The organism is Rhizobium sp. WW_1 (assembly GCF_003610155.1).
Taxonomy (GTDB): domain Bacteria; phylum Pseudomonadota; class Alphaproteobacteria; order Rhizobiales; family Rhizobiaceae; genus Rhizobium; species Rhizobium tropici_A.
Genome location: NZ_RAIN01000003.1, coordinates 156,221 through 169,169, shown reverse-complemented (window position 1 = coordinate 169,169; position 12,949 = coordinate 156,221). Strand labels below are relative to the sequence as shown.

Below are 12,949 nucleotides of genomic sequence, written 5' to 3'. Positions count from 1 at the left end.
GGACTTCTGGAGCATGTAGCTTGGATCTGGGCACGGGGGCGCTTGGCATGACCATCACAACCATTCTTCGCGCGTTTGCCGCCGCCTCGGATCGCCATGGAGGCACGATCGGTTGATCGCCTCATGAGGAAGCCGCATTTTCCGAAAGCGTCGATTGGAGCCTATCTGATCGCCATTGCCCTGGCGATTGCCTTGCCGATTCTCGCCTTCGTCGCGCTGCTCCTGGTTCAGCTGGAGGACAATGAACGCGATGCGCTGAAGGGCGATACGGTACAGGATGCACAGGCGCTTTCGCGCGTCATCGACCGGCAACTGCAGGACATGGCAACGACGCTGCGGCTCCTGTCCTCCTCGCCGGAACTCGAACGCAACGACATCGCCACCTTCTTTGCCCGGACTGAAACGGTGCTGCGCACCGATTCTCTTTTCGTGCTGCTCATGGAAAAGGATGGCCAGCTGCGGCTCAACACCCGCTGGCCGCTCGGCAAGCCGCTCGGCAAGACGGGCAATATGGCCGCATTGCAATCGGCACTGGACTCCGGCCGCATCGAGGCATCCGACGTCTTCATTGGCTCCACCGCGCGCCGCTGGGTCTATAACGTCACCCTGCCCCTCGAACACTCGCCGGCGGGCGCAGCTCTGGTAGTAACCCAGGATGCGGACGAACTCGCCAAGCTCATTACGACCGAAGCCCTGCCGCCCGGCTGGTCGGCCGCCGTTCTGGACAAATCCGGCCATGTCGTTGCCGCCGGTGGTCCGACGACCCTTGCGCCCGGCGACGCGTTCAACAAGGACATCCTGCCGGGGCTGATCGCATCCAGCGGCGTCTATCAGAATGAAAAGACGCTGCCGAACGCAGTGCTCGGCTATGCGCAGATCTCGGGTTGGTCTTGGAAGGCCGTCGTCTGGGGTCCGATCGCATCCGCCCAGGCGTCGCTGATGAGCACCTGGCGCTTTCTCATCTATGGCGGCGTCACGCTGCTGCTGATTGCGCTCGTCGCCGTCTACGCTTTGGCACGCCAGGTGCGCACGACGATACAGAGCATTGCCGACATGGCGGACCGCATGGGCCGCGGAGAGATCGTGGCGCCGATCGACACCAGTGTCATCGAGGCAAACCAGGTCGCCATTGCGCTTTCCAACGCTTCGTTCGACCGCAGCGTCACGGAGGACCGGCTGCATTTCGTCATGCACGAACTCGTCCACCGCACCAAGAATCTGCTGGCGCTCGCCCAGGCAATGACACGCCAGCTCGCGCGGCAGACGGACAGCGTCGATTCGTTTCAGCGCGCCGTCGCCGACCGGCTCGAGGGCCTGGCGCGCTCGATCGAGGTTCTGACCAGCGAACAATGGTCCGGCGTGTCGCTGCGTCGCGTGATCGACATCCATCTCGCAACCTTCCTGCAGGCGCCGCAGCAGCTCGAGGTTCTCGGCAACGATTTCGTGTTGAAGCCGGAGGCCGTACAGAATCTCGGCCTCGTCCTGCATGAACTCGCTACCAATTCGGTGAAATATGGCGCGCTCTCTGCGCCAGAAGGCAAGATTACCATCGAATGGACGAATCAAGCCGCTGAAACCGGCACGATGATCCGCTTCGTCTGGACCGAAAGCGGCGGGCCGCCGGTCAAACCACCGAACGAAACCGGCTTCGGCACCACGGTCACGAAAACCCATGCGGCCGCATCCTTCGGCGGCCATGTCGAGGTCGACTTCCGCAAGACTGGCCTCGTCTGGATGCTGACTGCGCCACGCAGCACGATGGAGCGTCAAAGAAGCTGATGCCTATGCCTCGGCGCGGGCAAGCAGCAATGCGCGCTCCCTTTCATTACCGGCCAATTCGGCGGCGCGGCGGAATTCCATGCGCGCCTCAGCAGCACGTCCCAGCTTCGCAAGAAGATCACCGCGCACTGTCGGCAACAGATGTGATTGTCTCAAACGCGGCTCGTCCGTCAACGCGTCGGCGATCGCAAGACCCTGGGCTGGACCGAACGCCATGCCGACGGCTACGGCCCGGTTGATTTCGACGATCGGCGACGGCGCTGCCAGGGCAAGCGCCTGGTAATAGGCGGCGATGGCAATCCAGTCGGTGTCACCCGCGGTCGCCGCCCTGGAATGGCAAGCCGCGATCATCGCCTGCAGCAGATAGGAATCGGGCATCGAGGTCAGAAGCATAGCGCGGGCCAGACCAGCAAGACCGCTACGGATCAACGCCCAATTCCACCGGCTGCGATCCTGATCGAGCAGCAGGATCGGGTTGCCCGCCCCATCGGCCCTGGCGGCAAGGCGCGAGGCATGCAACTCCATGAGAGCCAGCAGCCCCAGCACCTCCGGTTCTTGCGGCATCAATGCCGCCAGCGAACGTCCCAACCGCAAGGCCTCGCCGCACAGATCGGCTCGCAGCCAATGCGGCCCCTCCGTCGCCACATAACCTTCGTTGAAGATCAGATAAACCACCTCCAGAACGGCGGCGAGACGCACCCGGCGCTCTTCGCCTCGTGGCGTCTCGAAAGCGATTTCGGCATCGCGAAGCGTCCGCTTGGCACGCACGATGCGCTGCGCGATCGTGGCTTCAGGCAACAGAAACGCGCGACTGATTTCCTGGATAGACAGCCCGCCCAGCAGCCGCAGGGCGAGCGCCACGCGCTGCTCTGCCGGCAAAACCGGATGACAGGCGGTGAAGATCAGCCGCAGCAAATCGTCGTCTATATCTTCATCGAGCATTGCCTCGATAGCGGCGGCCTCCCGCTCGAGCCCGGCAAGATCGACGGTCAATTCGCGATGCTTGCCGTCGATCCGCGTGGTACGACGCAGCCTGTCGAGCGCCTTATTCTTGGCAACCTGCGTCAGCCAAGCCGCCGGGTTGCGCGGGATGCCATCGCGAGGCCAGCGCTCGAGAGCAGCCACGAAGGCGTCCTGAGCAATCTCTTCGGCCAGGCCGACATCCCGCAGCAAGCGATTCAGCCTGGCGACGAGCTTGGGCTGCTCGATCCGCCAGACTGCTTCGATGGCACCGGACGTGGTCACCCCTTCAACTCGTTGAAGCCTTCGGCTGCCTTCTGCACATCCTCGGGGAAGTCGCTTATCTCTTGAATGCGGCGAACCTCGATGATGGCGTCTTCCGACGCTGGGCAACGGCGTGCCCATTCGATGGCCTCGTCACGCGAGCGCACGTCGAGAATCCAATAGCCGCCAAGCACTTCCTTGACCTCGGCGAACGGGCCGTCGACGACGATGGGCTTTCCGCCCTTGAAACTCACCCGGGCGCCAGAAGCCGGAGGATGCAGCCCATCGAGCGCCAGGAGCACACCGGCTTTCTTCAGCTCCTCATTGTATTTCATCATCGCCTCGATCGCCTCCAGGCTCGGCAAGGCATCGGGCGCGGCGGAAGCGTAACCGTCGGGGATCATCAACATCATGAAACGCATGGGTTCTTTCTCCTTGGTTGGGTTGAACATACCACACGACGAACGAGCCACGTCAGAATCGACGGGAGTCGAAAAAAATAGACGCAATTTTTTGAGACCCACGGCGGCAAGCGGAAGGCATGGAACTGAGCACACCAGGAATGCCCGCCGCGGCAGGCTCCCAGCCGAGGCGGAAGCACATCCAGCTTCAAGATCAAGCAAGCTTCGATTGAACGGTCGGCGCGTCCAGGCGCTTACTCGTTCATCGCCTTGACGATTTCCTCGGTCACCTTCTTGGCATCGCCCAAAAGCATCATCGTGCCGTCCTTGTAGAACAGCGTATTGTCGATGCCGGCATAGCCGGAGCCGAGCGAACGCTTGACGAAGAGGCAGGTCTTGGCCTTGTCGACGTCAAGGATCGGCATGCCGTAGATCGGCGAGGTCTTGTCGTCGCGCGCCGCCGGATTGGTGACGTCGTTGGCGCCGATGACATAGGCGACATCGGCCTGGGCGAATTCCGAATTGATGTCCTCGAGCTCGAAAACCTCGTCATAGGGGACATTGGCTTCAGCGAGCAGCACGTTCATATGGCCGGGCATACGGCCAGCGACGGGATGAATGGCATACTTCACTTCAACGCCGTGCGCCTTCAGCCTGTCGGCCATCTCGCGCAGCGCATGCTGGGCCTGCGCCACCGCCATGCCGTAACCTGGCACGATGATGACCTTGGATGCATTCGCCATCAGATAGGCGGCATCCTCGGCCGAACCGAGCTTGACGGTCTTGTCGGAATTATCAGCTCCACCCGATGCCGTCTCGCCGCCGAAGCCGCCGAGAATGACCGAGACGAACGAGCGATTCATACCCTTGCACATGATGTAGGACAGGATCGCACCCGAGGAGCCGACGAGCGCGCCGGTGATGATCAGCGCGAGATTGCCGAGCGTGAAGCCGATGCCGGCTGCTGCCCAGCCGGAATAGGAATTCAGCATCGACACGACGACAGGCATGTCGGCGCCGCCAATCGGCACAATCAACAGCACGCCGAGCGCCAGCGACAGAGCCACAATCGCCCAGAAGGCGAAATGGCTCTCGCTGGCCGCCAGGCTGATGATGGAGATCACGATCAGCACAAGCAGGGCGGCGTTGATGATATGCCGGTTCGGCAGCAGGATCGGCTTGCCAGACATGCGACCGTCGAGCTTCAGGAAGGCGATGATCGAACCGGTGAAGGTCAGCGCGCCGATGGCGACGCCGATCGCCATTTCGATGCGGGCTTCCGTGTGAATGGAACCGATATTGCCGATGCCGAAGGAGGATGGTGTGTAGAGCGCAGACGCTGCCACGAGGACCGCAGCAAGGCCGACCAACGAATGGAAGCCGGCCACAAGCTGCGGCATCGACGTCATCGGAATGACGCGGGCGATATAGGCGCCTGCGCCGCCGCCAATGGCAAGGCCGATGATGATGAGCACGAAGCCGCCGAAGGATGGCGTCGCCAGCACCAGCGTCGTGGCGATGGCAATGCCCATGCCGATCATGCCGTAGAGATTGCCGCGCCGGCTGGTCGCCGGATGGGAAAGCCCGCGCAATGCCAGTATGAACAGGACGCCGGAGACGAGATAGAGGAAAGCCGCGATATTGCTCAGCATGCCGCCCTCACTTGTCCTTCTTCTTGTACATCGCCAGCATTCGCTGGGTGACAAGGAAACCGCCAACGATATTGACCGAGACGAGCACCAGCGCCACGAAGCCGAAACCCGTGGCGAGACCGCTCGCCGAAATGCCCACAGCCAGCAAGGCGCCGACGACGATGACCGAAGAGATCGCGTTGGTCACCGCCATCAGCGGTGTGTGCAGGGCCGGCGTCACCGACCAGACGACGTAATAGCCCACAAAGATCGCCAGTACGAAGATCGCCAGCTGGAAGACGAAGGGATCAATCGCTCCACCCGTTGCGGCGCTCGCGACCTCTGGCGCATGCGCGGCGGCGGTCGTAACGGCGGTGACGGCATCGTTCAGTTGCTGGAGTGCCTGGTCCATTGCTTGGCTGGCCATCTCAGAGATCTCCCTTCTTGACCGTCGGCTGGTCGGGATCGACGAAATTCGGATGCACGACTTCGCCGCCATCGGTCAGCATCGTCGCCTTGATGAGCTCGTCGGCGCGGTTGAGGCCGAGGCTCTTCGTATCCTTGTCGACCATCGTTTCCAGGAACGTGACCAGGTTCTTCGCATAAAGAGCGGAAGCGCTGGCCGCGATCCTTCCGGCCATATTCGGATAGCCGACCACCTTCACGCCCTCGACGTCGGCAACCTTGTCGTACTCGGCACCTTCAATATTGCCGCCCCGCTCGATTGCGAGATCCACGGCAACCGCACCCGGGCGCATGGCCTTCAGCATGTCGCGGCCGACGAGCCGCGGTGCCGGCCGGCCGGGAATGAGCGCCGTGGTGATAATGATGTCCTGCTTGGCGATATGATCGGCGACGAGCGCGGCCTGCTTGGCCTGATACTCCCTGGACATTTCCTTGGCGTAGCCGCCGGCGGTCTCCGCCGCCTTGAATTCCTCGTCCTCGACGGCGATGAATTTCGCGCCGAGCGAGGCGACCTGCTCCTTGGCCGCCAGGCGAACGTCGGTCGCCGAAACCTGCGCGCCGAGACGCCGCGCCGTGGCGATCGCCTGCAGGCCGGCAACGCCGGCACCCATGACGAAGACCTTTGCCGCCGGCACGGTGCCGGCCGCCGTCATCATCATCGGCAGCGCCCGGTCGTAGACGGCAGCAGCCTCGATCACGGCCTGATAACCCGCGAGGTTGGCCTGCGACGACAGCACGTCCATCGACTGGGCGCGGGTGATGCGCGGCATCAGCTCCATGGCAAAGCTCGTGAGCCCCGCGCGCGCCATTTCGGCAAGCGCCGCTTCGTTGCCATAGGGGTCCATGATGGCGATGACGATGGCCCCGCTCTTGTAGCCCGAGATCTCCTTGCTGGTCGGACGCCTGACCTTGAGGATGACATCCGCCGCCTTGGCATCCTTGATCGAGCCTATGCGGGCACCGACGGCTTCATATTCGGCATCCGGAATACGCGACGAAGCACCCGCGCCGGCCTCGATCACCACATCGAAACCGAGACCCCTCATCTTCTTGACCGTTTCAACGGAAGCTGCGACGCGCGTCTCGTCCGCCACGCTTTCCTTGGCCACGAAAACCAGATTGCTCAACGACAACACCTCGCCTCAAACGGCTCCGCGCCCGAATGCGACGGCGCAGCAGCCTGCAGAATCATGGGAAAGCGCGGGCCGAATTGGCCCGACGTCGGTCAGCGCTGCAGTATCAGCGCAACAGGACGATGCTGGCGATGGTCAGAACGATGAAGATCAGGACGCCGCCGAGGAAGCCGGCATGGCCGAAGAAGCCGGCCGCCATGGCGATCAGCAGCGCAGCGATGATCGCAGATCCGACCTTGGCGCCCGAGATGAAAAGATTATAGGTCTTCTCATGCTCCTTGTAGTCCATGGCAGCGCCGGTCTCTGCCGGTCCGGTATGATGTTCGGCCATTCAGAATTCTCCCCTCAATCCTCTCCCCCGACAGACGATTAGGCTGGCGGCCGGAGCTCATCCTCGAAAGCTGCGATATCCCGCAACCCAATTTCCTCTACCGAGGGGTTACACAAAGCGAGGAGAAATGCAATGCACGAGAAGGTCGCAGGTAGGCGCAAGCTGACGGAATCGTCGGTGTATTTGGCCTGCGCCGCCACCGGAGCGACGATGCCGGCTATCAAATGGCGTCGGATGGCAAAAGCCTGCCGGCGCCTAGCTGCCGCCGGCTGAGACTGCTGACCCGCTCGACGACCTGCTCATTCGGCACCGGAGGGGAAAATACATAGCCCTGGATGATATCCGCCAGGTTTCGCTCGACGACCAGAGCCAGCTGTTCCAGCGTCTCGACGCCTTCGATCACGATATGCAGGCTGAGTGCGCGGGAAAGATCGACGATGCCGCACAGGAGCTTGAAACGGCGGCTGTCCGTCGTGATGTCACGGACGAAGGAGCGGTCGATCTTGACGATATCCACGGGTAAGGTATCGAGATAGCTGAGGCTGGAGAAGCCCGTACCGAAATCGTCGATCGCAATCGTGATGCCCTTCGCCCGCAGATCCGCGAGGATGGAGCGAACGGTTGCCACCTCATCCATCAAGCAGCTTTCGGTGACCTCGAGGTGCAGGCGGGAGGGCTCCAAGCCCGACGTATCGAGCGCCGCCATGACGATCTTGACGATCTCGTTGTTGCGCAGATCCAGCGCCGAGAGATTGACGGACACCGCAAGCGGCGCTGGCCACGAAGCGCAATCCCGGCAAGCCTGGTTGATCATGAAGCGGGTGATGCCGGCGACGATACCCATTTCCTCGGCAACCTGCACGAAGAGATCGGGTGGAATCGAGCCCTTTTCCGGGTGTATCCAGCGGGCAAGCGCCTCGCAGCATTCAATACGGGATCCGTCAGGCGAATACATCGGCTGGTAGACGGCTTGAAGCCGGCCGGTTTCTATCGCCTCACGCAAGTCATCTTTCAGCTTCTGCCGTTCGACGTAACGTGCGTCCATTTCCTGCGCGAAGGCGCTGCAGCTGCCCTTCAGCCGCGATTTGGCATCGAAGAGCGCAAGATCCGCCTTGATCTGCCACTCCTCCGGACGGAATTCCCGACTGGGGATGGTCATATATCCGCCACTGACGGAAATCCGGAAGCTGTTATCCTCGACGCTATAGGTGCCGGCCATTGCCGCGTGCAGGGAGCGAATGCGTGCGTCGATATCCGGGGTATCGTCTTCATTCGAAAAGAACAGCACGAACTGATCGCCGACGAGGCGGGCGGCAAGCGCCACCGTATCGGCACGCTCCTTCAGTCGCTCGGCTATGGCGACCAGCAAACGGTCCCCGACGACATGGCCCTTGGTATCGTTGACATGCTTGAAGTCATCGATATCAAGTACCAGAATGCCGATGCGGCTTTCCCGGTTGCTGGCGGCCAGCTTCTCCTTGACCAGCTCTATGAAATATTCGCGGTTCGGCAGCCCGGTCAAAGGGTCATAGCGCACCATATGCAGGATCTTGCGCTCCGCCCGGACGCGCATCGTCACATCCTCGAAGATCAGTATGACGATCCCATCTCCACGACGGCTTGCCGAAAACTCCAGGAACTGATCCTCGTTGAACTGGATGAGCGTTCGCGAAAGCGTGCCGCTGACGAGCTGCGCCAGCTGTCGCTGAATCAGCCCCGGCAGCGATCCGTCGATGAAAGCGTGGCGGGCGCCATAGCGCAGAACCACGTCGAATTCGCAGTCCTTGAGCCGTTCCGGATGCGCGAAGTTGAGAAGCTCGCATGCCTTGCGATTGACGACAAGAATGCGGTTTTGGGCGTCCAGCATGAACAACCCGTGCGTCATGTTGTTCAGCGCGGTGTCGAACCTGTCGGCAATCAGTGATATCTCGCGCGAAGCGACGATGTTCTGATAGAGAAATTCGCGCATTCCGTTCGCCATCGAACGCGTCGTCAACCCGAACGGAATGAGCATGAGGGAAGCGATCGCCTTGTAGAGCTGCTGCGACAGCAGGCAGGCAATGACGATCGGCACGCAGCAGGCGAGAATCTGGAGATCGATCGCTTTCGGCGACCCATAGTTGCGACCGACGACCGATACCATCGACGCCATCGTCACGGCAACGCAGATGAATTCCGCCAGCGGATTCTGCACGACAAGGATGGCATAGGCGCTGCCGATGCCAAGGATGGCCGCCGTCGCCGCCGCGCCGATCAAATAGCGCGTTTCCCAGCCGGCGATGTCGGCGCGCGTAAGGCCGCCCTTGTCGGCGGCATCGAAGAGCTGAAACAAATGAATGCGTAAGCCGAAGACGACGGCGAACGCTACGCAGAAGGCGAGATAGATGCCGGCATGCGTACCGAGGAAAACGAGGAGATATGTCAGGATGTGAACGAACACGCCCGTAAAGAGCGTTTTGCGATTTCCGAAAAGCGAACTGACGAACGACAGATAAACATCCGTCGGCACGGTGTCCGGGCTTGGAGGCTTCATTCAGACTTCCCCTGATGCGGCGGACACCCTAGTGGAAACCATTTAAAATTTACTTGCCCAAGCAAAGCCCATCCGGACAGATTTTCCAATCAAGTCGGCAGCTTAAACCGAAGCAAGATTACGGTCCTTATCGTGATGGCGCAACTACTCCCGACGGACCTTATCACGGGAATAATATTTAAATTACTAATAAAGAAAGCAATACAACACTAAAGACTTACGAAATACGTTTACAGCTTACCCGCCCGCTGCTGGATCATCATGAAGGTGTCGAAAGTATACTCGGAAAGCTGCATCCAAAGATAGGCGTCCTTTTTGTAGGCGACCTGATCCTCATAGATGCGCTTGAAGTAATCGTTGGATTTGGAGAGATCGGCATAAAGCGCGCTGGCCGCCTGGAAGCAGGCCTCCATGATCTCCTGGCTGAAGGGCCTGAGCGTCACGCCCTGTTTCACGATATCCTGCAGCGCCTGCGGATTCTTGACATCGTATTTTGCCAGCATGTTGGTGTTGGCGAAGGCGCAGGCGTCCGCGAGGATTGCCTGATAGTTCTTCGGCAGGGCATTCCATTTTTCCAGATTGAAGAAGGCATGCACCACGGCGCCGCCCTCCCACCAGCCGGGATAGTAGTAATATTTGGCGATCTTCTGCAGCCCGAGCTTCAGATCGTCATAAGGACCGACCCATTCGGCCGCATCGATGGTGCTCTTGTTCAGGGCGTCGTATACGCCGTTGACCGGGATATCCTGCTGCGGCACCACGCCGATCTTTTCGATCACCTTGCCGGCGAGACCGGCAATGCGCATCTTCAATCCTTTGAGATCGTCGAGCGTGTTGATTTCTTTGCGGAACCATCCGCCCATCTGCGCACCGGTATTCCCTGCAGGCAGGCCCAAAATGCCCTGCGTGGCATAGAATTCGTTCATCAGCTTGTTGCCGTCGCCCTGATAGAACCAGGCATTGCTCAGCCGCGCATTGAGGCCGAATGGCAGGGCTGTGCCGATGGCGTAGGTCGGGTCCTTTTGCCAGAAATAATAGGAGCAGGTATGCGCGGCATCGACGGCTCCGGCGCTGACCGCGTCGGCCGCCTGCGCGCCAGGCACGATTTCGCCGGCCTCATAGGTCTGGATGACGAAATTGCCGCTGGTCGCGTCCGACACATGCGCGGCGATATCTTCGGCGCCGCCATAAATCGTGTCGAGGCTCTTCGGAAAGGAAGAGGTCATCTTCCAGGTGATCTTCGGATTTTCCTGGGCAAGGGCCGGGCTTGCCAGCGCGGAGGCGGCAGCACCTGCGCCAACGGTCCCTGCCCGCCTGATGAAGGAACGGCGATCCATCGAATTCTCCCATACGGACGGCATTGCAGGGGAACGGCGCGCTCCCCATCACGGCGCAAGCGATGGAACTAACCATGCCGCACACACTCTTTCAAGTTTGCTCTCGCACCGCATTATGGCGATTCCTGTACATCCGCATAACGAGCCGAAACAAAGCCCTAGGGAAAGTGCTGCGCGTTGCCGGACGCGCCATCTTCGCGTAGATTTACGATAGATGTATCTGCCCTCGGATTGACATCATGCTCATCCAGGGATTTCGGTGAAAACCGTCACGCAGCTTCCGGAGCCTTGAATGTCCAGACCGATCATCGCCATCCCCGCCGATATCCGTGAATTCGACGGCACAAGCTGGCATGCGGTGCAGCTGCAATACGTGCGGGCCGCCGTGAAGGCCGCGGGATTGATGGCGCTGATCGTGCCCGCGCTCGAGGACGACAACGATGCGGACGCCATTCTCGATCGCGTCGACGGACTGCTCGTCTCTGGTTCTGCGACCAACGTGCATCCATCCCTCTATGGCAAGGAAGCGCGCGACAGCGACGGCCCCTTCGATCCGGCACGCGACGCAACGTCGTTGCCGCTGATCCGCCGCGCCATCGAGCGCGCCATTCCGATGCTCGCCATCTGCCGCGGCATTCAGGAGCTGAACGTCGCTCTCGGCGGCACGCTCGCCAGCGAAATCCAGGAGCAACCCGGCATCTGGGATCACCGCAAGCCTGCGAATGTCGACCGCGACACGATGTATTCCATCCGCCAGAGCGTCTTCGTCAAGGAAGGCTCGTGCATCGCCCGTGTCGTCGGTCCCGGCGAAGTCCGCGTCAACTCGCTGCATCGCCAGGCGATTGCCGACACCGCACCAAGGCTGCAGGTCGAAGCTCTGGCCGAGGATGGCACGATCGAAGCCGTCTCCGTCATCGGCGCCAAGGCCTTTGCCGTCGGCGTGCAGTGGCATCCGGAATATTGGGCCGAGACGGATTCGCCGTCGCGCAAGCTGTTCGTGGCTTTCGGCGACGCGGTACGTGATTATGCTGCGGATAAGGAGCGGCACACGGCCGCCCACTATCCGCAGAAAGCCGTATAATCAGCCACGCGGCTTGACCGGCGTTTCCGGCACCGGCGTCACAGGCTCACCCTTCGCAAACCATTCGATGATGTTGTCGGCGACGAGATCAGCCATGGCATCGCGTGTCGGCACGGAGGCGGAGGCCACATGCGGCAACAACGAAACATTGGGCAACGAGAGGTAGCCGGCCGGAACATTCGGTTCGTCGTAGAAGACATCGAGGCCGGCGGCACCGAGCGTACCGTTACCCAGTGCAGCGATCAGCGCGTCGTCATCGACGGACCAGCCGCGGCCGACATTGATGAACACGCCCTGCGGCCCAAGCGCCGACAGGATCTCCGCATTGATGACCTTATGTGTTTCTGCCGTCTTCGGCACGATGGAGATCAGCGTGTCCACCGACTGCGCCATTTCCTTGAGCGTCGGGTAGTAGTCGTAAGGCAGCGAATCGCGCGGCGAGCGCGTGTGGTAGCCGATCTTCACCTTGAACGGCTCCAGTCGCCTTGCGATCTCAAGACCGATGCGGCCGAGGCCGTTGATGCCGATGCGACGGCCTTTCATGGCAAAAGGCGAGAGCGGAAACGCTCCATCCTTGGCCCAACGTCCCTCGCGCAGCCAGGCTTCCGCCTTCGGAAATTGCCGCAGCGTGTTCAAAAGCAGGGCGATCGCGGTATCGGCGACCTCGTCATTCAGAACGTCAGGCGTATTGGTGACGACGATCCCCTTTGAGGCCGCGTGCTTGACGTCGATGCCGTCGTAGCCGACGCCGAAGTTGGCGATGACTTCGAGCTTGGGAAAGGCATCGATCCAGGCCGCATTGAAACCGCCGGAAACAGCGACGCCGCGAATGCGCGCCGCAGTCTCAGCGTCGACCTTCGGACCGCCATCGCGCTCGGCGGGGATGACATCGAACTGCTTTCCGAGCCTTTCGAGGACACGCGGGTGTATCTTCCCCGGAACGAGGACGGCGATGCGGTTGTCGGACATGTATCTTTCCTCTTGAGATGCGGTTTGGCGCTAGAGCAATTCCAGCAAAAGTGCGAAGCGGTTTT

Annotated in this window: 11 protein-coding genes; 2 read left to right on the top strand and 9 right to left on the bottom strand. The window is 61.1% G+C overall.

Going from position 1 to position 12,949, the window contains the following annotated elements; all coding sequences use genetic code 11:
• The first annotated feature begins 123 nt into the window (after nt 1-123).
• Nucleotides 124-1,779 carry a sensor histidine kinase gene (locus BJ928_RS11025; protein WP_047628986.1) on the top strand — a complete coding sequence of 552 codons (1,656 nt, stop codon included), beginning with the start codon at nt 124-126 and terminating at the stop codon, nt 1,777-1,779.
• Between the two features lie 3 nt (nt 1,780-1,782).
• On the opposite strand, the gene BJ928_RS11020 is transcribed toward BJ928_RS11025, so the two are convergent.
• The 8 genes from BJ928_RS11020 to BJ928_RS10980 form a co-directional block, all read right to left on the bottom strand.
• The gene (locus tag BJ928_RS11020; RefSeq protein ID WP_047628985.1) at nt 1,783-3,024 is read right to left on the bottom strand and encodes an RNA polymerase sigma factor; all 1,242 of its coding nucleotides are present in this window, start codon (nt 3,022-3,024) and stop codon (nt 1,783-1,785) included.
• Nucleotides 3,021-3,425, bottom strand: coding sequence for a YciI family protein (locus BJ928_RS11015; RefSeq protein WP_047628984.1), 405 nt, complete (start codon nt 3,423-3,425; stop codon nt 3,021-3,023). The genes BJ928_RS11020 and BJ928_RS11015 overlap by 4 nt, the downstream gene beginning before the upstream one ends.
• 233 nt (nt 3,426-3,658) lie before the next feature.
• On the bottom strand, nt 3,659-5,053 hold the full coding sequence (locus BJ928_RS11010; protein ID WP_047629500.1) for an NAD(P)(+) transhydrogenase (Re/Si-specific) subunit beta: 1,395 nt from the start codon (nt 5,051-5,053) through the stop codon (nt 3,659-3,661).
• A gap of 10 nt (nt 5,054-5,063) precedes the next feature.
• Entirely contained in the window at nt 5,064-5,462 is a 399-nt protein-coding gene (locus tag BJ928_RS11005; RefSeq protein ID WP_047628983.1) for an NAD(P) transhydrogenase subunit alpha, read from the bottom strand.
• 1 nt (nt 5,463) lies between these two features.
• Nucleotides 5,464-6,627 (bottom strand): Re/Si-specific NAD(P)(+) transhydrogenase subunit alpha, encoded by a 1,164-nt coding sequence (locus BJ928_RS11000; protein ID WP_047628982.1) that lies wholly within the window; start codon nt 6,625-6,627, stop codon nt 5,464-5,466.
• A 112-nt stretch (nt 6,628-6,739) separates the two neighbouring features.
• Entirely contained in the window at nt 6,740-6,964 is a 225-nt protein-coding gene (locus BJ928_RS10995; RefSeq protein WP_047628981.1) for an aa3-type cytochrome c oxidase subunit IV, read from the bottom strand.
• A gap of 220 nt (nt 6,965-7,184) precedes the next feature.
• Nucleotides 7,185-9,497: an EAL domain-containing protein gene (locus BJ928_RS10985; protein WP_047628979.1), complete on the bottom strand. Its 2,313-nt coding sequence runs from the start codon at nt 9,495-9,497 to the stop codon at nt 7,185-7,187.
• 230 nt (nt 9,498-9,727) lie between these two features.
• Complete coding sequence (locus BJ928_RS10980; protein WP_047628978.1) at nt 9,728-10,834, bottom strand: TRAP transporter substrate-binding protein; 1,107 nt, start codon at nt 10,832-10,834, stop codon at nt 9,728-9,730.
• A 292-nt stretch (nt 10,835-11,126) separates the two neighbouring features.
• Here BJ928_RS10980 and BJ928_RS10975 point away from each other — a divergent pair, with 292 nt between their 5' ends.
• Entirely contained in the window at nt 11,127-11,915 is a 789-nt protein-coding gene (locus BJ928_RS10975; RefSeq protein WP_047628977.1) for a gamma-glutamyl-gamma-aminobutyrate hydrolase family protein, read from the top strand.
• Here BJ928_RS10975 and BJ928_RS10970 read toward each other — a convergent pair whose 3' ends face one another.
• A complete protein-coding gene (locus BJ928_RS10970; RefSeq protein ID WP_047628976.1) occupies nt 11,916-12,884 on the bottom strand; it encodes a 2-hydroxyacid dehydrogenase in 969 nt (322 codons plus the stop codon). It abuts the gene before it with no gap.
• Between the last annotated feature and the right edge of the window lie 65 nt (nt 12,885-12,949).

Bases quoted from the DNA above. Each gene is read 5' to 3' on its own strand.
- BJ928_RS11025 (WP_047628986.1), top strand. From the start codon at position 124: ATGAGGAAGCCGCATTTTCCGAAAGCGTCGATTGGAGCCTATCTGATC.
- BJ928_RS11015 (WP_047628984.1), bottom strand. From the start codon at position 3,425: ATGCGTTTCATGATGTTGATGATCCCCGACGGTTACGCTTCCGCCGCG.
- BJ928_RS11005 (WP_047628983.1), bottom strand. From the start codon at position 5,462: ATGGCCAGCCAAGCAATGGACCAGGCACTCCAGCAACTGAACGATGCC.
- BJ928_RS10995 (WP_047628981.1), bottom strand. From the start codon at position 6,964: ATGGCCGAACATCATACCGGACCGGCAGAGACCGGCGCTGCCATGGAC.
- BJ928_RS10985 (WP_047628979.1), bottom strand. From the start codon at position 9,497: ATGAAGCCTCCAAGCCCGGACACCGTGCCGACGGATGTTTATCTGTCG.
- BJ928_RS10980 (WP_047628978.1), bottom strand. From the start codon at position 10,834: ATGGATCGCCGTTCCTTCATCAGGCGGGCAGGGACCGTTGGCGCAGGT.
- BJ928_RS10975 (WP_047628977.1), top strand. From the start codon at position 11,127: ATGTCCAGACCGATCATCGCCATCCCCGCCGATATCCGTGAATTCGAC.
- BJ928_RS10970 (WP_047628976.1), bottom strand. From the start codon at position 12,884: ATGTCCGACAACCGCATCGCCGTCCTCGTTCCGGGGAAGATACACCCG.